14 protein-coding genes are annotated in these 19729 nt (G+C 47.4%); 8 read left to right on the forward strand and 6 right to left on the reverse strand.

The annotated features are described in order from the left end of the window. Window positions 1–24: 24 nt before the first annotated feature. Both JNN12_02115 and JNN12_02120 read right to left on the reverse strand, forming a co-directional pair. Window positions 25–462 carry a hypothetical protein gene (locus JNN12_02115; protein MBL7977107.1) on the reverse strand — a complete coding sequence of 146 codons (438 nt, stop codon included), beginning with the start codon at window positions 460–462 and terminating at the stop codon, window positions 25–27. 104 nt (window positions 463–566) lie between these two features. Next, window positions 567–1562: an alpha/beta hydrolase gene (locus tag JNN12_02120; GenBank protein ID MBL7977108.1), complete on the reverse strand. Its 996-nt coding sequence runs from the start codon at window positions 1560–1562 to the stop codon at window positions 567–569. Between the two features lie 305 nt (window positions 1563–1867). Here JNN12_02120 and JNN12_02125 point away from each other — a divergent pair, with 305 nt between their 5' ends. Beyond that, window positions 1868–2539 carry a hypothetical protein gene (locus tag JNN12_02125; GenBank protein MBL7977109.1) on the forward strand — a complete coding sequence of 224 codons (672 nt, stop codon included), beginning with the start codon at window positions 1868–1870 and terminating at the stop codon, window positions 2537–2539. Window positions 2540–2779: 240 nt separating this feature from the next. Here the strand turns inward: JNN12_02125 and JNN12_02130 are convergent, their stop codons facing one another. From JNN12_02130 to JNN12_02140, 3 genes are all read right to left on the reverse strand, one after another. Beyond that, a complete protein-coding gene (locus JNN12_02130) occupies window positions 2780–5680 on the reverse strand; it encodes a hypothetical protein (protein ID MBL7977110.1) in 2901 nt (966 codons plus the stop codon). A 33-nt stretch (window positions 5681–5713) separates the two neighbouring features. Continuing rightward, window positions 5714–6994 carry a hypothetical protein gene (locus JNN12_02135; GenBank protein ID MBL7977111.1) on the reverse strand — a complete coding sequence of 427 codons (1281 nt, stop codon included), beginning with the start codon at window positions 6992–6994 and terminating at the stop codon, window positions 5714–5716. Between the two features lie 100 nt (window positions 6995–7094). Then, on the reverse strand, window positions 7095–7472 hold the full coding sequence (locus JNN12_02140) for a BlaI/MecI/CopY family transcriptional regulator (protein MBL7977112.1): 378 nt from the start codon (window positions 7470–7472) through the stop codon (window positions 7095–7097). Between the two features lie 222 nt (window positions 7473–7694). On the opposite strand from JNN12_02140, the gene JNN12_02145 reads away from it, so the two are divergent. From JNN12_02145 to JNN12_02175, 7 genes are all read left to right on the forward strand, one after another. Next, a complete protein-coding gene (locus JNN12_02145; protein MBL7977113.1) occupies window positions 7695–8363 on the forward strand; it encodes a metal-dependent transcriptional regulator in 669 nt (222 codons plus the stop codon). Beyond that, the gene (locus JNN12_02150) at window positions 8360–9271 is read left to right on the forward strand and encodes a zinc ABC transporter substrate-binding protein (protein ID MBL7977114.1); all 912 of its coding nucleotides are present in this window, start codon (window positions 8360–8362) and stop codon (window positions 9269–9271) included. Before JNN12_02145 ends, JNN12_02150 begins: the two co-directional genes overlap by 4 nt. Before the next feature lie 259 nt (window positions 9272–9530). Beyond that, window positions 9531–10349: a metal ABC transporter ATP-binding protein gene (locus JNN12_02155; protein ID MBL7977115.1), complete on the forward strand. Its 819-nt coding sequence runs from the start codon at window positions 9531–9533 to the stop codon at window positions 10347–10349. After that, a complete protein-coding gene (locus JNN12_02160) occupies window positions 10349–11656 on the forward strand; it encodes a metal ABC transporter permease (GenBank protein ID MBL7977116.1) in 1308 nt (435 codons plus the stop codon). The genes JNN12_02155 and JNN12_02160 overlap by 1 nt, the downstream gene beginning before the upstream one ends. A gap of 64 nt (window positions 11657–11720) precedes the next feature. Then, window positions 11721–13862 (forward strand): carbohydrate binding family 9 domain-containing protein, encoded by a 2142-nt coding sequence (locus JNN12_02165; GenBank protein ID MBL7977117.1) that lies wholly within the window; start codon window positions 11721–11723, stop codon window positions 13860–13862. A gap of 14 nt (window positions 13863–13876) precedes the next feature. Further along, window positions 13877–14776: a metal ABC transporter permease gene (locus tag JNN12_02170; protein MBL7977118.1), complete on the forward strand. Its 900-nt coding sequence runs from the start codon at window positions 13877–13879 to the stop codon at window positions 14774–14776. A 100-nt stretch (window positions 14777–14876) separates the two neighbouring features. Next, window positions 14877–16088, forward strand: coding sequence for an acyl-CoA dehydrogenase (locus tag JNN12_02175; protein ID MBL7977119.1), 1212 nt, complete (start codon window positions 14877–14879; stop codon window positions 16086–16088). A gap of 798 nt (window positions 16089–16886) precedes the next feature. Here JNN12_02175 and JNN12_02180 read toward each other — a convergent pair. After that, window positions 16887–19301 (reverse strand): T9SS type A sorting domain-containing protein, encoded by a 2415-nt coding sequence (locus tag JNN12_02180; GenBank protein ID MBL7977120.1) that lies wholly within the window; start codon window positions 19299–19301, stop codon window positions 16887–16889. Between the last annotated feature and the right edge of the window lie 428 nt (window positions 19302–19729).

The raw sequence follows: 19729 nt of genomic DNA on the forward strand, positions 1-19729 counted from the left end.
ATTGGGGAATCAAAAATGCGAAGGTTATTGACAAGTGGTGGTGTGGTATGCATCTGATTTCCCGCGCCCTTCCGCACACCGCCAAGCGGTTTCTACTTTTTCGGGAATCCATACTCGGCTGATTTGCCGAAAGCGGATTTTTTTTACTTCGCCGGCCACACTGTCGTCTTCCAAGCCTTCGAGTCTAAACGTGCAGACTTGGCTATTGCCTTGTTCGGTGGGCGCTGCACACCATACAAGTGGTCTTGCGCCAGATTCCATCGTCAAGGACCGTAACATGGCTTCCGGCGTTTGAAGTTGCGGACTTCGCACTTCCGTGAGGAGTTCGTCGAAGGCGTCTTTTTCGATTGCAGAAACAGGAACCATTTTCAAGATTTTATAGGATAGAATTTTCGGCGAAGACTGCGCCCAAGTAAAAGGGGTCATCACTGCGATAAGGTAAATCCAAAAATACTTTTTCATAGCTTTTATTCTTTTTTAGGGTGATATGGATATTGGTGGCAACATCGGGAATTTCCCTGTATGAATCAAGCAGAAAATATTTTTTATTTACAAATTTAGCTATTTTAGGCGCTCAGATGTGTCATAAAGTCATGGACAACCTGCCGCCATCGTTCGCCATCGGCGAGCATAAAGTCGGAATGGGCTGCATGGGGTAAGCAACACAACTGTTTAGGGCCTGCGAGGTTTTTGTACACCGCCTCCACCTCTTCTCGGCGGACGTGTGGGTCTTTTTCGCCCCAAATGAGCAACGTTGGAACTGAAACCCGTTTTGCATAGTCGGTTGGGCGATGTCTAAAGGCCCAAAAGCCGTTTTGTACACCTCCCCAAAATACCATCAGGGCAGCAACCGGAAAGGTGGGAATGCCGATATTCTCAAACCGATTGGCAACGGCACGATACATAGAGCCAAATGGGCATTCCAGAATGAGGGCACGGGGTTGGTTTTTGAGGCTGCTTAATTCTTCGGTGGCCAGCGCCTTCAAAATGGCAACTGCTCCCATCGAAGTGCCAAAAAGTATTATGGGTGATTTGCTTGTTTCTTCGAGATACCGACAAACCGCCGCCACTTCGTGCGCTTCGTAGTAGCCTATACTGGTTTGGGACCCACCCGATCCTCCCGATCCTGAAAAGTCCACCAGTATAACCTCATAGCCTGCATCATGAAAAAACAATGCTTTATCCAGTAAGTCGGATTTTTTGCTGGTGTAGCCATGAAAAAGCGCAACAGTCCCCAGCGCCTGTTCTGCGGGTAGAAGCCACGCTTCCAAAGTGTGCTCCTCTCCCGGAATTTCGATGGTTTTATAGGGGCGTTCTGGAAACTGGTCGTTTTGCGGGCGCGGATTTCCGATTCCTTTGAGCGCGGCCTGAAACCGCTCGGCCGACGTCAGCTCGGCAGGATGTTTTTTCAACCCCCGTGGTGCCTCCACATATCGGGTCAGCAGATGTGCATGACGGTATGCAAGAGCGTTCAAGGCAGCGACGGTGGCCGCTCCAAGAGCAAGGGCCGAGTTCCGAATTACCTTGGCGACGGTATTGGAGGGGGAAGTGGGTGTTTCCATAGTGAGTTATGGATAAGAGGAAGGGCCTTTATTGATGCATGGTTATTAATTTATACATTCTTCAACGAATCATCATGCAAAATGGTTGCAGTATCTGCCATTAATTGTGCTATGCCATAGAAGGGTACATAAAAAACTTGTTGGATTATTTTTTCGCCTCCGGTAGAAATCAGGATGGTTTTATGGTAACTTCAAATTGCTATAGCCCTTTTAAAACATCTCTGGATGACCTTCCTCATGTTTTTAGGGCCAAAAACGCTTTTCATATAACCCATAAACTTCATTCACTAACCTTACGTAAAGTCATGCAAAAAAAACTTCTCTTAACCCTTTGCTTCTGCTGGATATTTGGACTGGCACAAGCCCAAGACGAAGATATTCGGACACTTAGCTGGGATGATGTGGCCCAGGAAGGCATGAATATCGGTGATTTTGTGCCGGAAGGCTGGACTTTGGAAGAACAAGCTACCGGAGACCTCAACAAAGACGGGCGTATAGATGCGGCGCTTCAGTTGGTTGAAGACATCGCCGCCGAAGACGAAAACGGTGCGCCTACTACCCGTTACCGTGCCTTGGTTATCATTTTTCGGAAAAAAAATGGTAACGGTTTTGAATTGAATACCGTCGGGCACTATGTGTTACAGTGTACTACCTGCGGTGGTATGCTTACATCGGTGAAAACAGAAATTAAAAATGGTGTGGTAATTGTGGATCAATTGATGGGATCTCGTGAAGCGACCAACCTAACCCAACGGTTTCGCTGGGAGTCGCTGTTTAAGCGTATGATGTTGATTGGGGAAGACCGAGTGGACTACGACCGTGCAAATGGCGATAGTAAAAAAGTGAGTAAAAACCTTCTGACGGGGAATCAGGTTACTGAGACGTCTAAAGGGGGCAAAAAACCAACCATCGTGCGAAAAAAAATCCCCAAGAATATGATCCCAATGGATGAGATCAATATCTATGAAGGGGAATAACACCCCACTGGTAGAACGTTTGACGGCTTGATACCGAATGCTTCTATCTTTACTCGAACATGTTGTTCGTGTAGAAATGAAGTGTATCTCCGAAAGAAAGGTTGAACTTTTATACAATTGGAAGGCATCGGGTAAAGCACATCTGATGCCTTTTTCGTTGTTTTCCCCGATGGCCTCAAAACAACAAAACCCGCAAAGCATATGCTTAAACGGGTCTGTTGTTGAAGGAGGATTGATCTGTTATTCTTTAGGCAGTCTATTGCGCTGTTGACCTGAGGTTGTTGCACCCGTGCCACCTGATGCACAAGGTAGATTGACTGGGCAAGGCTTTGAGGCTTTGTTACCGTCTTTTTCTGTTGCCCGGTTGAGTGGGCTGGTACTAAACGTGGCGAACCCGTTACAGTTTTTATTCTCCGTACACGATGTGGTGACGGAGCAATCATTTCCGGCCTCGCACACAAAGGTATAGCCATTGGAACTGGTCACACTCGTACCTCTCGCAGGCTGCGCCACTCGCTGTCCGTTGAGGGTTCTCGCCGGGGTGGCGCCTGACGTACTACTTGGCGCACGTGCCGGACGGGTGTCACTGGGACCGGAAGGCCAAGCCGGTAAGGTCCCAGCACCATTGGGCGACCATGCGGGCGCATTCCCCGATTCATCACCGCCCCTGCTCCCCGAACTGGAACTACGCAAGCGAGAAGCCGGAGCTTTCGGCTTGCGGCGTTTCAACGTTTCGATTTCATTGCGTAATTGTTCCACTCTTTGTTCAAATTCCTGTAGCCTTTGAGCATTATACACCGCTTTTCCACGTACATACAAGTCTTCTTGCTGCCGTAATTGGGACTGTAGCAACGCAAGGCCACTTTGTTTTTGACTAATACGAGCACCATATTGCCAGATTTGCTCGCCATACTCGGTGTTTGCACGGTTATACTGATTATACAGGTCTTGTGCCTGATAATTTTCCCATTGCAGCTGTTCGCTTTGTTGCTCCAAAAGAGTGCCTAATTGAGATAGCCGACCACTCACGTCGCCGGATAGGTTGACGTCTGCTGGGCTTTCAGCGAAACGTGCGCTACTGGTTTCGGGGGTACCGCCATGGGCGCTGGCACTACCCGAACTGTTTGGGTAACTTCCTGCGCGTGCGAAAGCATTTCCCCCAATGTAATTATCCTCCTCGGTTGTGAAGGTGCCAGCGTTATTGACTTGTCCACGCCGGAATGGGACACGATCTATCTCTTCGAGGGTAGTGGCAGTTCCGCTTGAATCGTGAAGGGGATTAGGCTCTATTTGCACCCAAAGTTGTCCACTACGACGGTCTCGGAAAAAATTGTGTTCCATCTGGACATTGTAAACCTTTCCCTTATAACGAATCTCCATGTTTTTTCCGTTTACTTCTGCCGTCAATACCGCACCTCGAAACTTCGTTTCCGAAAACACAATCCGGCCAATCCCTTCAACGTACCAGAAAAGCAGTCGGTCTCGGAGGCTACTCATCGTGAAAACATTGCGGGTTACGGATTTTCCGTTCATCATTCTTGGCGAGAAAATGACACCGTGATCGAAACCTGCTACCGTTAAATTAGCCTGTTCCTCTTCTTCAGGCGGCATTTCGGCCTCCAAGCCAAAGTACCACTGCGGATTAGAGAAACGCTCGAAACTACCCTCCGGACGGTTGTTGCGCCAGTTTTCCGGTTGAATGTACGGGTAACGTGCCCCATAGAGCGGTTGGCGGTTGGGGTTTGCTAAAATGGCTTGCTGAGAAGTAATCGCAACCTGAACACCATCTATCGAAAGCCGCAACAAGCCTTTGCTCACACTGCCAACTCTTTGGGCATTCAGAAACGGAACCGTAGAAAACCGAATCAACCCCGTTTGTGGATGCAGGATAATACCAGAACAAAAACCCTTATGGGAACGATAAGTCTCCTCTACCTCCAAATCTTCGTTGCCATATAGGCTAATCTGCCCGCTTTCAAAAGATAGCTTACAGTCTTCGTTTGTTGCATTCACGTGACTGGTAACAGGAAGATGCCTTTCTGGCTGGTGGAATTTGGTTCCGGCAAGGGCGATAGTGGTCAAGGTTAAAAAAGCAAAACTCATCAGGCTGCCCAATCGGTTGGCACGCCGGATATGATTTTGCGAATGAACCGTTTCTTTCATGGCTTCGAGGCGGGCTTTGAGGCTCATAAACGTATCGGCCATTTGCAAGGCCGGGCGATGCGCTGGAGCCGCCGAAAGTTGGAACAACAAACGGGCATACGCCTCCGCCGGATAACATCCAATGCTTAGAACCGTGGTGTCACACACTTGTTCGCGGGTCTGCGCAATCCGGTTGCGAATCAGGTACATTAATGGATGAAACCAGAAAGCCAGATTCAACACCCGTTCTACCCAATTCCATACAAAGTCGTGTCGGCGAATGTGTACCAATTCATGGAAAATGGCCATTTCTGCCTCCAACGGTTTTTCCAATAAGGAGGCGGGCAGCACAATCATGGGCCTCCGCCACCCAAAGGTCATAGGGACGGTTTCGGTGGGGATTGTTGCCAACATCACCCGATTCTGGCGAATGCCCAATTGCTGTGATAACGCACTGAGCATGTCCTGAAAATCTGGGTGTAACGAGACCTTCAGCCCACGCCGAAAACGCCGGAGTAGCGCGGTTTCGTACACAAATTTTCCCATCTGAAACAGCAACAACATCCCCAGTCCTAAACTGCCGATGATCCATATCAGAGAGGTGACGTCGGTACGAGGAGGCGTAGCAAACAAGTGGTTGGTAGGCAAACTGGCAGCGGCTTGCGTTTCGGGTGCTGGTGTGGGTACGGTGGTTGCCTGTGCAGAGGGGGGAACAGGATCAGGTAAAACTGTTTTGGTGTTTGGCGAGTCCGCCAGATTTTCGGTTTTTGTCAATCCCTCTACGGGCATCATGACCGGAAAACCAAGTGCACCCATAGAAATTCCTAACGGCAAAGCGACCATCACAGCCCGATAAAGACCCGTTCGTAGAACCGGATGCCAATTTTGTTTGACCTCAAGGATACCCCACATCAACAAAGCAATCATGCTCCAGACCAAGAGAACAAGCCCAGCATTTGCCCATGCCTGAAGTTCGGGAGAAAAAGAAAAAGTTGTCATGGCTTATTGGGTTAATGCTAACAAAGCAAGGCGTTAATAGGAAATGTAAAAACCACCACTTTCATCAAAGCGAGAGTTGACGATACTATTGGTCAATGCTCCAAAACGGTACGAAAGCCCCATAAACGTCCAATACCGGAAATTTGTTTTTTGTTGCTTAAAGCGCGTCAGGATATCTTCGCTGGAGGGATCGTTTTTGGGCAAGCTGATTTGATCGTTGATGGAAGCAAACGAACCGCCTACACTAAAAGACAAGCCTTTGGTAATGCGCCATTCCACATTACCCATCAGCGAGAGTTGCCAAAACTTGGTGTCGTGCAGATAATGTGATCCGGTAAGCGTCAGCGAGGCCGAACCCCAAGGTTGTTGCTGCGATAAAATGGCGCTTAATTGGTTTTGGAAAACCGTTTCTTTGGTTTTGTCGAACAACGTGATTTCGTCATAGGTCACAAACTGAACATTCGGATTCCATTGTAATTTAAAAGCACGGCGAGTGGACTCTTCGTAGGGCATAAAACTGTACTCGAAGCCCGGACTGATGCGAAAATTGCGCAAAACATTGTTGTAGGTGGAGCCAAAAACCGAGACCGAAAGCCGACCAGAAGTTTGTTTGGCCACTGTTCGGATGCCAGAAGTACTTAGCGACCAATTGTCGTTGATGTTCACCAATGTGGTATCTCGATTGTTGCTGTTAACGTAGGAGTATTCGTTTCGGTTTTGGTTTAGGTTTAACGAAACGGCGGTTTTCCATTTATTAGACGTTCTTGTGGCACTAAAACGCCCCCCATAATCAGCTGATTTGTAGCTGCTCTCGGCTTGGATATTGGCATTTGTCCCTAAGCGGAAATTCCACAAATTCCATTTATCCACCACAGATACTGGTGGCTTATTCTCATCTATTGCTGGTGGCGTGTAGCTGATTTGGAGATTGGCAAAGGCTGGCGTCTTGGAGACAAACGGCATCAAGGCGGCCTTCAAGTGTTGTACCAACTTCTTCCGAACTTGGTCTTGTGTATCTGTACCAGATGTGCTGAACTTGAGTACTTGTCTTTGGGATTCAAAACGTTTTTGACCAATTAGCTCTGTCGTATAAGTATCACCACCACTTCCGTTGGTTTCGGTAGTAATAAGCGCATGAATATCCGATATGGTACGATCGGTCACATAATCCACAAAGCGGATTTCGGTCCGGATAAAGTCACCATCACAAAACATACAATCTAAAAAAACCTGTGGCTGAGGCGGTGGGTTTTGTGCAAAAACAGAGGGGCCAAGTGGGATAAAAAGCAGTAGAAGGCCAAGGAAATAGCGCATAGTGTTGTGGTTTTTTGGGGGGTAAAAAGAGCATGAACAGGTGAACGCTGAGAAGACGAGTTAAGGTGTAAAAGTGTGACAAAGGTGTGCAAAAAATGGTTCAAGGCTTTAGTTGTTCAATAATCGCAAGCAGTTCCTCGCGCTGTGCTTCGCTCATATTGCCTTGTTCTACCAACGTTTGTACCAAGGCAATAGGCGAGCCACTAAAGACTTTTTCTACTACTTCTTGCAAGACCTTCCCTTGCATTTCGGCAGCTGGCTCGGCAGACCAATAAACATAGGCATTGCCCTCTTGCTGGAATTTTAGGTAGCCTTTATCGGCTAATTTTTTCATGACGGACATAACGGTCGTATAGGCCACAGGGCGGTATTTCATGACAGCCTTATGAATATCAGCAACGGTACAACGTCCGGCCTCCCATACGTGCCGGAGCAATTCCATTTCGGTTTCGCCCAGTCCGGTATAAGTTCGTTTCATATCTTTTTTTATTACGATGATAGAAGTACGATGATAGAAGTACGATGATCGTCGTAATAAATATACTACGATCATCGTTTCGATGTCAAGAGGCAAGAAGTTTTTATTTGTCACTAACGGATAACGGGGTCTTCAGCCAAGCAGTAACGATACAAACCATCCCTAATAACAAAATTTGACAAGTTGCAATAAATTTTTTAGATTATACTAAAAATATTTTTAATGCTAAGTCAAGCCACTCAGGATTACCTGAAACTCATTTACCGCCTTGAGACAGAAGGCAGACGCCCCTCTACCAACGACCTAGCAAAGGGGATGGACGTTGCGGCTGCATCCGTGACCAATATGCTTAAACGCCTTGCAGACCTAAAATTGGTGACCTATACCTCGTATCGTGGGGTTTCCCTCACCGACTCTGGCCGATTGATTGCATTAGAAATGTTGCGCCATCATCGGTTGATCGAAACTTATCTGGCACAGGCACTGGGGTACTCGTTAGATCAACTACACGACGAGGCCGAGCATCTGGAGCACCACATTTCCGAACAATTTGAAGAGCGCATAGATGCACTATTGGGATATCCTCGGTACGATCCTCATGGAGACCCTATACCTTCCAAAGAGGGCCTGATTCCGCCGAGATGTAACAATGCCCTTTCCGAAGCTGCCTTAGAAGTGGATTGGGTGGTTCGTCGGATTTCAGATCACAGCAAAGAACTCCTTCGATATTTGATGCAGTGCCATTTGGTTCCGGAAACCAAGGTAAGGATTATGGACAAGGCGCCTTTTGAGGGTCCATTAACCTTGCGCATTGGGGAAAACGAGGTTGTGGTGGGGTATAAGGCTGCTTGCTATGTCTTTGTAGAACAAGTGGATAGGGAATTTTTATGAACAAGTTATTGTATTTTGTTTTGGGGGTAATTTTTGTTGGATGCACCAGGCCGCAAGCCGATGATCAGGAAAAATTCCGTGTGGTGACCACCACGGGCATGATCGCCGACGCAGCAAAGGAAATTGGACGGGAGCATGTCTCGGTGAAGGCGTTGATGGGGCCGGGCGTAGATCCGCATTTATACAAGGCCACCCAAGGTGATCTGCTTAGCCTGATGAACGCAGATTTGGTGTTGTACAATGGCCTTCATCTGGAAGGAAAAATGGGCGAGGTTTTAGAGAAATTGGCCCGCCGAAAACCAGTGATGGCTTTAGGACAAATGATTCCATCAGAAAAACTTCTTCATGTATCTGACGCAGAAGAGGCAATCTATGACCCCCATATTTGGTTTGATGTATCGTTATGGCAAAGGGTAGCCGAAGCGGTTGGACAGAAGTTGGCAGAGATGCTCCCGGATAAACAACTGGAAATCCGTACCAATACCACAACCTATCTAGCGCACCTCCGGGAATTGGAGGACCATATGCGTAGCCGAGTGGCCGAGATTCCCCAAGAGCATCGCATTTTGCTCACCGCGCACGATGCTTTTGGCTATTTTGGCCGCGCTTATGGTTTTCGGGTGGTAGGACTTCAGGGCATCAGTACAGCAGGGGAATATGGCCTGGGAGACATTCGGCGAGTGGTGCAAATCATTACCCAAAACCGGATAAAAGCAGTTTTTGTGGAGTCGAGCATCTCGCCCCGTGCGATAGAAGCCGTCGTGGAAGGAGCAAAACAACGAGGACAAGCAGTACACATTGGCGGGCACTTATTTTCGGATGCGATGGGGCAACCTGGAACTTCCGAGAGTACCTACGTGGGGATGATGCGTTACAACATAAATACCATCGTACAGGCACTGAAATAGGAGAACAGGCCCGTATAGGGTCTTAATGAGTGGACTTTTACACCCATAATATATACCTAAAATTATCTTAAACAACTATGTATTAGTCATTTTTAAGAATAAGGGCCAAATTTTATTTTTCATCCTCAAATGCGTCGTAAAAATGATCATTTGTTTCGTGTGTCGCTTCGCTCGGCTCGACTCTGCTCAATGCCCAGAAAGTTGACTATTTTGAGTTCCGCTTAATTTTTGACCAACATATAGAATAAATACTTAAAACATGAAATCATCCGATATCCGACGATCCGAGGGACAAATCATTGCCTTAGAAGTGCATGATCTGACGGTGGCCTACCGAGATAAACCCGTAATTTGGGGGGTTGATTTTGCCTTGCCCGAACGCCAACTTGCCGCCATTGTAGGGCCTAATGGTGCGGGGAAATCTACGTTGCTCAAAGCCATCATGGGGCTAATTACCGCAGCATCCGGACAGGTTCGGGTTTATGACCAGCCCTTGGAGGCCGTGCGTAAAGAAGTGGCTTATGTACCTCAGCGGGAGTCGGTGGACTGGGACTTTCCGACCAATGTACTGGATGTTGTGATGATGGGTCGCTATGGCCAAATGGGCCTGTTCCGACGTCCGGGGAAGGCAGACCGAGAAGCTGCTTTGGGCGCATTAGAAAAAGTGGGTATGGCGGAGTTTGCTAAACGGCAAATCTCACAACTTTCGGGAGGGCAGCAACAACGCATTTTTTTGGCCCGCGCTTTGGCCCAAGAAGCCCGCTTATACTTGATGGACGAGCCTTTTGCAGGGGTAGATGCGGCAACCGAAGCGGCCATTCTGGAACTCTTGCAATCCCTGCGTGCCGAAGGCCGAACGGTCTTGGTGGTCCATCATGACCTGCAAACAGTAGCTGATTATTTTGACTATGTGCTGATGATCAACATGCGGCTTATTGCTAATGGACCAATGGAGGACACCTTTACCACCGAAAACCTCCAGAAAACCTATGGTGGACGTCTCAACCTGCTTTCGGAAGTAGCGCATCTGGCTACCCGCCATAGCCACATTATCCACGCCGAAAAAAAACCGGAATAATGAACGAACTACTTGATTTTATGCTGCTTCGCGAAGCCAATACCCGTTATGTGGTGGCTGGAACGATGTTGTTGGGGCTGACAGCGGGCATGTTGGGCAGTTTCACCGTATTGCGCAGGCGGGCATTACTGGGAGATGCTATTGCACATGCGGTTCTGCCGGGCGTGTGTCTTGCTTTTATGTTCACGGGTACCAAAGATCCATTTATACTATTGGTAGGTGCTTTACTATCGGGTGGATTGGCCACTTTTTTCATGGATTTGGTGCAACGAAATACCAAACTTCCGGCAGATGCGGTATTGGCGTTGGTCTTGTCTGTATTTTTTGGGATCGGGATATTTTTGCTTACCATGATCCAACAATCTGGTATGGCTGCCCAAACAGGGTTGGATAAGTTTCTCTTTGGACAGGCGGCTTCCCTGTTGGGACGTGATGTGATCTTGTTTGGGCTAATTGGAGCAAGCGTCTTATTCACGTTATTCATTTTCTTTAACCCCTTAAAATTAATAAGCTTCGACCCCGCTTTTGCGTCTTCGGTGGGCTTTCATGTTTTTCGCTACGATGCCTTGCTGACCGCTTTGTTGGTGGCTGCCATCACCGCAGGTATTCAGGCGGTTGGCGTGGTACTTATGGCGGCTCTTTTGGTAACGCCCGCCGTCGCTGCTCGGTACTGGACGGAGGACCTCCGGGTGATGATGTGGCTGGCGGGCGCCTTCGGGGCCTTGAGTGGTTGGCTGGGGGCATTGGCCTCCTATTATATTCCGGGCTTGCCCACCGGGCCATGTGTTGTGGTGGCCGCCACCTTCATTTTTGGAACTTCTATGTTTTTTGCACCCGAACGCGGCATGATCGTCAGATGGCTGCGACATAAGCAAACAAAGCGGCGTATTATGCAGGAAAATGTCTTAAAAACACTCTATCAGTTACATGAAGAAATTCCAGAAAAACAACTATTTACGCTTTATGATATTTCAGAAAAACGGTTCTTTGTTCCCCAAGAACTGGCCTTATGTCTGAGGCACTTGGCAAAAGAAGGATATGTGAAACAAAATAAAAAGGGCTATTTTTTTCAAAAAAAAGGCTGGGACGAAGCCATGCGGATTACGCGACTACACCGACTTTGGGAGCTGTATCTTGCCGAGCACTTGGCCTTTCCTGATGACCATGTACATGCCGATGCCGAGGCGATGGAACACATGATTACCCCTGAACTGGAAGAAAAACTGCGCCAAACCCTAAATCACCCGTTACATGATCCACATGCCTCTCCCATTCCCTACAACAATCCAACGGGTACAATTGCGTAACCATTTCGCAGGTGGCTGGGTCTGATGGAGATCCCAAAACTCTGTACCCAAACCCTCAAACACCATGAAGCGAATTTTCACTCTTGTTTTGCTTACCAGTCTGCACCTGTTGCAGGCACAGACTCCTCAGCCCCAGATAACCGCCCATTTTACAGAAGAAAAAATTACGGTAGATGGTCAACTTAATGAAGCCATCTGGCAATCTATTGCCCCAGAAACGGATTTCCGCCAAAGACAACCTTCCGAAGGACAACCCGGAACCGAAAAATCGGAACTCCGCATTGCTTATGACCGAGACAACCTCTACTTTGGTTTGGTTTTTTACGACAAAGAACCCCACCTTATCCGTGCAAACGTCTTTGACCGAGGCGGACGTATAGACAAGGACGACAACATTCAAATTGGTTTGGATACCTATTTTGATGGCCGAAACGGCTATATCTTCGAGATGAACCCGCTGGGCACACAGGACGACGCCCTAATCTCTGATGAAAAAACATATAACTGGGATTGGAACGGCGTGTATTATAGCGAAGGCCGCGTCACCGATTTTGGCTGGGTTTTGGAAGTAAAAATCCCATTTAAAACCATCCGTTTTAGCAAAGACGACGAGTTGGTAATGGGGGTGGCCGTTCAGCGGGTCATTAACCGCAAAAACGAACGCCTCACATTTCCATTTATCCCGCTTAATTATAAATCGGAATTACTGTCTGTATCGCAATATGCCAAATTAGTGGGCATTAAAAATGTACACCGTGGACGAAATTTACAGATTAAGCCCTACGCCATTGCAGGCGCTCAACGCAATCTGCAAACGAACAATACGTTTAAAAACGAGATCGTCCGCAATACAGGTGTAGATATGAAGTACGGCCTATCGTCTAACCTAACGCTAGACCTGACATACAATACGGATTTTGCACAAGTTGAAGCCGACGCCGCCCAAATCAACCTTACCCGCTTTAATCTCTTTTTACCCGAAAAGCGGGAGTTCTTTTTAGAACGCAATGGTTTGTTTGAATTTGGCAATACGGGCGAAACGGAGACGTTTTTTAGTCGGAACATCGGCATTACCAATGATATTCTGGCAGGAGCAAGGATAACCGGACAACAAGGCAAACTCTCGGTAGGTCTCCTGAATATCCAGACAAAGGACAATGACACCCAAAAAGGCCAAAATTATGGCGTAATGCGCCTCAGAGCGGAAGTGATGCCCCAACTTAGTATGGGGACCATCTTTACCAATGTACAGAACAAAGAGACCTATAACCGCGTGGCCGGAGTGGATGCCAGTTACCGGTTCTGGGGTGCGAGTGAGCTTAGCGGCTGGTTCAATGCCGTGTGGGATTCTCCGAAAAACCAAAATACCACCGCCGGAAACCTGTCTTTGCTCTTTCTGAAAGACCTATATAATGCCAAGTTGCAATACACAAATGTGGAGGCAGGGTATAATCCCGGATTAGGCTTTGTGGAACGAGACAACGTGCGGCGTTATGCTGCGAATGCCTCTTATAATCCCTACATCAGCCGGACAGGCCAGAAAAAAGTCCGACGACTTTCCTTTACTGGATCGGGCGAGTACCTCACGAACCAAACAGGTATGTTAGAATCCTCGGAGGTTTTTATTAATGGAACAGTCTTGTTTGTCAAACGCGACCGACTTGGCCTGAAAGCGACATGGGCGTTCGAAAACCTGATTACACCTTTTGCCATACGTCCCGATGTGGTGATCCCTGCCGGAGAATATCACTTCAACTTTGCGGCATTTACGGCTTCGAGCGACCAGAGCCGGCCATTTTATATCACTGCTACGGCACAAACAGGTGGTTTTTATCATGGAACCCGCACCCTCCTCCAAAACCTGATTGGCTATCGCTTCTCGAAACACCTAAAGGCAGAGCAAACCATTAACTACAACATCATAGATCTACCCGTAACCAATGGCCGTTTTGATGCCACGACCTATGGCCTCACGGTGCAGGCTGCTACCAGCCGAAAATTATTCGCCAATGCCCTGATTCAGTATGATAACTTCTCGCACCGATTCCGTTCAAACATCCGCATTAATTGGATTCATCGGCCCGGTAGCGACCTGTTTTTGGTGTTTAATACGGGTTATTTCTTCCAAGACCGCCTACAATTCCGAGAGGATGACCTCTTTAACCGCTTGGGAGTGGCCAAACTGACCTATTTATTCCAGTTATAAAATCGCCATCGCACATGAGCATGGAATTTGAAATCATCTTTACGGCTGCCATGGTGGCCACGGCCTGCGCCCTTGTCGGAACATTCATGATGTTGCGCAAAATGACCATGCTGGCTGATGCCATTAGCCACGCTGTTTTGCCGGGCATTGTGCTGGCTTTTTTACTGACAGGTAGCCGTAACATCCTACCCATGCTCATCGGGGCGGGACTTCTGGGGTTATTAACCACTTGGCTTACCGAACTACTCCGGAACCGAGGGCGGGTGAATGAAGACGCAGCGATGGGAACGGTTTTCACCTTCCTCTTTGCTGTTGGGGTTATCCTTATTTCGCTGTTCAGCCGACAGGTGGATCTAGACCAAGACTGTGTGCTCTATGGCGAGATTGCCTATGTGCCTTTAGACGTCGAGACCTATTGGGGTTTCACCCTGCCTCGGGCTTTTTGGCAAACGGGCGGGGTCCTACTCTTTGTCTTGGCATTTGTGGGATTGGGATACAAAGAACTCAAGCTCTGCGCCTTCGATCCGGCCTATGCGGCATCTGTTGGAATCTCGACGGTCTTCTGGCATTATGCCCTCATGAGTGTCGTTTCGTTGGTCACGGTTTCTTCGTTCGAGAGTGTGGGGGCCATTTTGGTGGTGGCCCTCATTGTAGCCCCGCCAGCGACAGCCTTCTTGCTTACCGATAAATTGGGTTGGCTATTGGGCATTGCCATCGGAATTGGTAGCCTCTCATCCGTATTGGGATATTATATGGCTGCTTATTATAATGCCTCTATTGCTGGCGGGATTACCGTTGTGCTGGGTGCGTTGTTTCTGTTAGCCTTCTTGTTCGCTCCCGAGAACGGACTGTTTATCCGATGGCGCAAAGACCGTAAGACACCGCCAAACCTCGTCGCAGAACCTTCACGCTGAATCAACGTGGCTTTCGTAAGGGCTTCCGTAACTTTCTCTTTCAGAAATTACTTACAAACCAAGCGAACCCTTTAATCTTGTTCATAAATAACATACATTTATGTCTGTCAAATTTAATGCGGAAGACGTCTATCAATTTGAGTCGTTATTGTCTGAAGAGCAAAGCCTGATTATGCAGGCCGCCCGCGATTATGCCCAGCAGTATTTAGAACCTCGTGCACTGAAAGGCAATCAGGAGGGGTATTTTGATCCCGAAATTCCAAAAGAAATGGGCGAGCGCGGCTTGCTCGGGGCCACCATTCCCGAAACTTATGGAGGCTTGGGCGCGGGTTATACCGCCTATGGCCTGATTGCACGTGAAGTAGAACGGGTGGACTCCGCGTACCGGAGCTTCATGTCTGTACAATCTTCGCTGGTGATGTGGCCGATCTATAAATTCGGGACGGAAGAACAAAAGCAACGCTTTTTAACCAAACTCGCAACGGCGGAACTGATTGGCTGTTTTGGTCTTACGGAACCGGATCATGGTTCCGATCCCGCTTCGATGGTGACAAATGCCCGTAAAACCGAGGGTGGATGGCGGCTTAATGGAGCCAAAATGTGGATCACCAATGCGCCCATCGCCGATATTGCGGTGGTCTGGGCAAAGGCCAAGGAGCATGAAAACGATCCAGGGGTGATTCGTGGATTTATCGTAGAACGTAGTTTTAAAGGATTTTCTACCCCAAAAATCCAGCATAAAATGTCACTTCGTGCCTCCGAAACAGGCGAAATTGTCCTCGAAGACTGCTTTGTGCCCGATGAAAACGTGTTTCCAGAGATCCGTGGCCTCAAAGGGCCTTTTACCTGTCTAAACAGTGCGCGTTACGGCATCGTTTGGGGCACCCTGGGGGCAGCAGAAAACTGTTATTTCCGTGCCAAAAAATACGTCTCCGAGCGCCACCAATTTGGATACCCGCTTGCAGCAAACCAACTCGTCCAAACCAAATTGGCGAACATGGCCACCGAGATCACGGCCATGCAATTGTTCGCCTGGCGCTTGGGCAATCTCCACGACCTAGGCCAAAGTACACCGCCACAAATCTCGTTGGCCAAACGCTATAACTGTGGAAAAGCCCTCGAAATTGCCCGTATCTCCCGAGACATGCTCGGCGGAAATGGAACCAGCGGCGAGTTCCGGGTGATTCACCACGCCGTTAACCTCGAAAGTGTCAATACCTACGAAGGTACTTACGACATACATGGATTGATTTTGGGGCGCGAAATTACGGGCATCCAGTCGTTTCAACCGCGCGGAAATGATGTAACATAATTCCCATAACCACACGCTTTCAAGTCCTTTGCCTTGCAGAGGACTTTTTTTACACCTTTAAAATTCGTATAACAAAATGTGGCTACAATTGAGGCAAATACCAAAAAAGCTATCGTATGGTCTTTTTAGGACATAATGACAAATTACCCATCCATAGAAAAAACCCATACGGTGTAATCAACTAAATTTTCTCTCCAAAAGTCTTCAAAAGTGTACCCGGTCGGCTCCGTAATTTAGCCGTACCGTCTTCGCTGGAGGTCAATATAAACCTGTTATCGAAAGAGGATTTCGCCTGATTGATCTCGTCAGAATGCCCCGACAGCATAGTAACAGATTTTCCGTTTAGGTTTCATAATACCACCGTATGAATGTACCCTCGGAGCCGACTGTGATAAAACGACGATTATCCAGCGAAAAAACCACCTCATTAACCCTCTTTACGTGTACGTAAATGGTGTCAAGTATTTCACCTTTTTCATTCCATAAAAAAACCAGATTATCACCACTACCCGAAAGCACGTATTTTCCATTAGAGAATTATGTAATGCCTAAGATGTGGGTTCTTTGTACTCTATTAAACGTTTGGCAATGACACAAAATTGACTCTTTACTGAACCAAGTGCCAAGACGGTCATCACAAGAAATGGTATATTTTCTTCATCATATTGGTTTATATGGCTATCTGAGTAATGACAAATTTGATTTACGATATATTGGAAAAATATTAGGTATAAACGCCTCGTTGGTATTTAAACTAACGAGGCGTTTTTTATATAGGAAGCGTTTCAGGGCTTTTATTTATTTAGCCAAACTAACTTTTCGGGTGGCGTTAAAGGACTCGCCTAAGATACGGATAAAATACAAGCCCGAAGCCCAAGCGCTTCCATCCAACCGAAAGGCATGGGTTTCCTGCCCCGCCAAACGTCCACTAAAGACCTGTCCAACTTCCCGCCCCAGCAGGTTATAGACCCGAATTTGCACGTTTTGGGTACGGGCAACCGTTAAGGTAAACTGGGTTTGGGGATTAAATGGATTGGGGTAAGCTTCCGAAAGGGCAAACGTATCTGCAAGTTGGATACGCACCTCAAAAGGTCTGCCATGCGTAGCCACGCCGTTTAAGCTATATTCTGTAATGCGAAACGCATGCGTCCCATAAGCCAAGTTTGGAATAGACAGTTGGTAGTCTTGGGGCCTATGGGGGTTACCTGCGCTTTGAATTCGTTGCAAAACTTCCCAGCCCGTCGCTGTTTGGCGCTCTATTACAAAGTAGTCGCTATTGATTTCTTGGGCGGTTCGCCACGAAATCGTGGCCGTTTGCCCTGTAATCTGCGTTTGAACTGCTGTAAAGGTGACAGGTAGCGCCGCATCTGCAATGTAAAGCATCAAACCGCCATCTCCTGTAGCCGTTGCATAATAATCAACAGCCGTTTTAGCGAGAACCACTGCCAGATCGCCACTCGAAACATCAATACTGCGTAAGGTTTGTGTAGTACCAGAAGTCATGGTTCCCCATGCCGTATCCAACCAGCGAACAATCGTCCCATTTTCGCCAACGGCCATACAAAGATTGGCGGAAACACAATCCACATCTAATAGGGTAGCCGTTGTTGTAGAAGTTTGGGCGGTCCAATTGGTGCCATTCCACTTTAGAATCGTTCCACCAGCCCCTACAGCGAGGCAATACGTACCATTCAAACAATGTACCCCATATAAGTTTTGTGTAGAACCCGTACTTTGAACATTAAAAGAACTGGTATTGCCCCTTAAAACGACCCCGTTATCTCCCGTTGCCACACAAACAACGGGCGTACCAGAACGACAGAAAACGCCGTTTAGATTTGCGGTGCTAGGCGAAGAAAGTAAGCTCCAAACCCCACTAGACATCCGAACAAGCGTACCGTTATCTCCAACAGCCACGCAGGAACTGGACGAAATGCAAGAGATAGCCTTTAGGTTTTCGGTGGTAAGGTTGGCCTCTACCCTCTCCCAACTAAAACCAACGCCACTCCATCGCGCAATCTCGCCGCCGTTGCCGACGGCAAAGCAAACCGAGTTTGTACAAGCAACGGAGTTCCATGTTGCAGCTGATACAGGCACTTCATGCAACCACTCATTATTATTTTTGTAAAAAACACGTCCATCATCACTAACCATGACACAAGTATTTGCATCTGGGCAAGAAGAATCTCGTAGATTTTGGACAATACCCCCCGTTGCATATTTCCACGCGTTACCACTATCAGACAAAACCGCTACCCCGCTTTCACCAACCCCAATGCAAAGACTATTTGCCCCCTCATCATGCGTACAAGAAACCCCATATAGATTCGTGCTTGTCAGGTTGTCAATCAGCGTCCAATCAATGCTATTCCAGTCCATAATGTTTCCACCTGCTTGTACCGCCACACACCAGCTTGCGTTCGCACAAGAAACATCTAAAAAATGGGAGATACTTCCAGAGGTTTGGCTGGCCCATACACTGCTTTCCCACCTTAGAACGGTTCCATTGTCCCCTACGGCTGTACAAGCGGTATCAAAACATGAAATTCCATTGAGGGCCTCTGTAGTACCTGTTGTGGAGGCACTCCATGCGGTACCATTCCAAAAAAATGCCTTACCATTTCCACCGACAGCCATACAAGCGGATGCACTGGTACAATCTAGGCCGAAGAGCGATTCCGTAATACCCATAGATTCATCGCTCCATGCCGTGCCATTCCATGATAAAAGGGTACCGCTTGCACCTGTTGCTTTGCAAAAATTAGCACTTAAACACGCTACGCCATTTAGGTGATGGGCCGTAGGCGTTGCAGCAACCGTCCAAACGCTCCCATTCCAATACATCGTTGCCCCATTATTCCCCACAGCCATACAAAACGAGGGGGTTGGGCAATCTATATGATTCATACTGCTTGTGGTTGGGCTAACGACATGTTGCAACTCCCAACGATTGTCGGTTTCATCAAAAGAGGCTTTGACCAGAGTACCTGATCCACCTACAGCAAAACAGGTTGGCAAGCTATCGGTATTCGGATCAATGCAAGACACCGATTGTAACGTATTGCCTGCTGCCGCAGGATTTGTAATGGTCCATTGGGCTTGGCTACTTGGGCTTGTTAGAAACGCAAAAAAACTACTTACGAGTAGGATTTTGAAAAGGTAAAGGCCAGGTCTCATACATGACCCTCCCAAAATGATCGTGGAAGATTCCATAAGAGGTGGTTTTAAAGTTTTAAAGTAAGGTTGAGGTAAAGCCTCATCCAAAAGAGAAAAGTCTTATTTTGTGATTGAGGATACGATTTGATAAGCATAAAGCCTTTCTCACAATGAGAGTATAAGATAAAGAATATTTCTTAATGAACATAGCAATATAGATGCAAGCTATTTCGATATAAAGTTGACATTAAGCATGTGTGTTAGATATACCAAATCCAGAAAATCGTCAAATATTCATAAAAGATAAAAGTTTGAGGCTTTTCATTTTTTATTGGTCCATATCTTTTTCTTCACTTTTCTATATGCAACAGATGGCTTCATTCTTTCTGGGGGTTGGTTTTAGGTATAGTAGGACCATAGACCGATAAAGAAAAAAACCTTCTCGTTATAAGAAAGGGTATTCATGATACTATGTAAAAAATTAG

The sequence above is a fragment of the Bacteroidetes Order II. bacterium genome, assembly GCA_016788705.1.
Taxonomy (GTDB): Bacteria; Bacteroidota; Rhodothermia; order Rhodothermales; family UBA2364; genus UBA2364.

What these genes read in the sequence shown, in the direction of transcription:
- JNN12_02165 (MBL7977117.1), top strand. Translation starts at nt 11,721, where the DNA reads ATGAAGCGAATTTTCACTCTTGTTTTGCTTACCAGTCTGCACCTGTTG.
- JNN12_02175 (MBL7977119.1), top strand. Translation starts at nt 14,877, where the DNA reads ATGTCTGTCAAATTTAATGCGGAAGACGTCTATCAATTTGAGTCGTTA.
- JNN12_02150 (MBL7977114.1), top strand. Translation starts at nt 8,360, where the DNA reads ATGAACAAGTTATTGTATTTTGTTTTGGGGGTAATTTTTGTTGGATGC.
- JNN12_02115 (MBL7977107.1), bottom strand. Translation starts at nt 462, where the DNA reads ATGAAAAAGTATTTTTGGATTTACCTTATCGCAGTGATGACCCCTTTT.
- JNN12_02155 (MBL7977115.1), top strand. Translation starts at nt 9,531, where the DNA reads ATGAAATCATCCGATATCCGACGATCCGAGGGACAAATCATTGCCTTA.
- JNN12_02145 (MBL7977113.1), top strand. Translation starts at nt 7,695, where the DNA reads ATGCTAAGTCAAGCCACTCAGGATTACCTGAAACTCATTTACCGCCTT.
- JNN12_02160 (MBL7977116.1), top strand. Translation starts at nt 10,349, where the DNA reads ATGAACGAACTACTTGATTTTATGCTGCTTCGCGAAGCCAATACCCGT.
- JNN12_02125 (MBL7977109.1), top strand. Translation starts at nt 1,868, where the DNA reads ATGCAAAAAAAACTTCTCTTAACCCTTTGCTTCTGCTGGATATTTGGA.
- JNN12_02170 (MBL7977118.1), top strand. Translation starts at nt 13,877, where the DNA reads ATGAGCATGGAATTTGAAATCATCTTTACGGCTGCCATGGTGGCCACG.
- JNN12_02135 (MBL7977111.1), bottom strand. Translation starts at nt 6,994, where the DNA reads ATGCGCTATTTCCTTGGCCTTCTACTGCTTTTTATCCCACTTGGCCCC.
- JNN12_02120 (MBL7977108.1), bottom strand. Translation starts at nt 1,562, where the DNA reads ATGGAAACACCCACTTCCCCCTCCAATACCGTCGCCAAGGTAATTCGG.
- JNN12_02180 (MBL7977120.1), bottom strand. Translation starts at nt 19,301, where the DNA reads ATGGAATCTTCCACGATCATTTTGGGAGGGTCATGTATGAGACCTGGC.
- JNN12_02140 (MBL7977112.1), bottom strand. Translation starts at nt 7,472, where the DNA reads ATGAAACGAACTTATACCGGACTGGGCGAAACCGAAATGGAATTGCTC.
- JNN12_02130 (MBL7977110.1), bottom strand. Translation starts at nt 5,680, where the DNA reads ATGACAACTTTTTCTTTTTCTCCCGAACTTCAGGCATGGGCAAATGCT.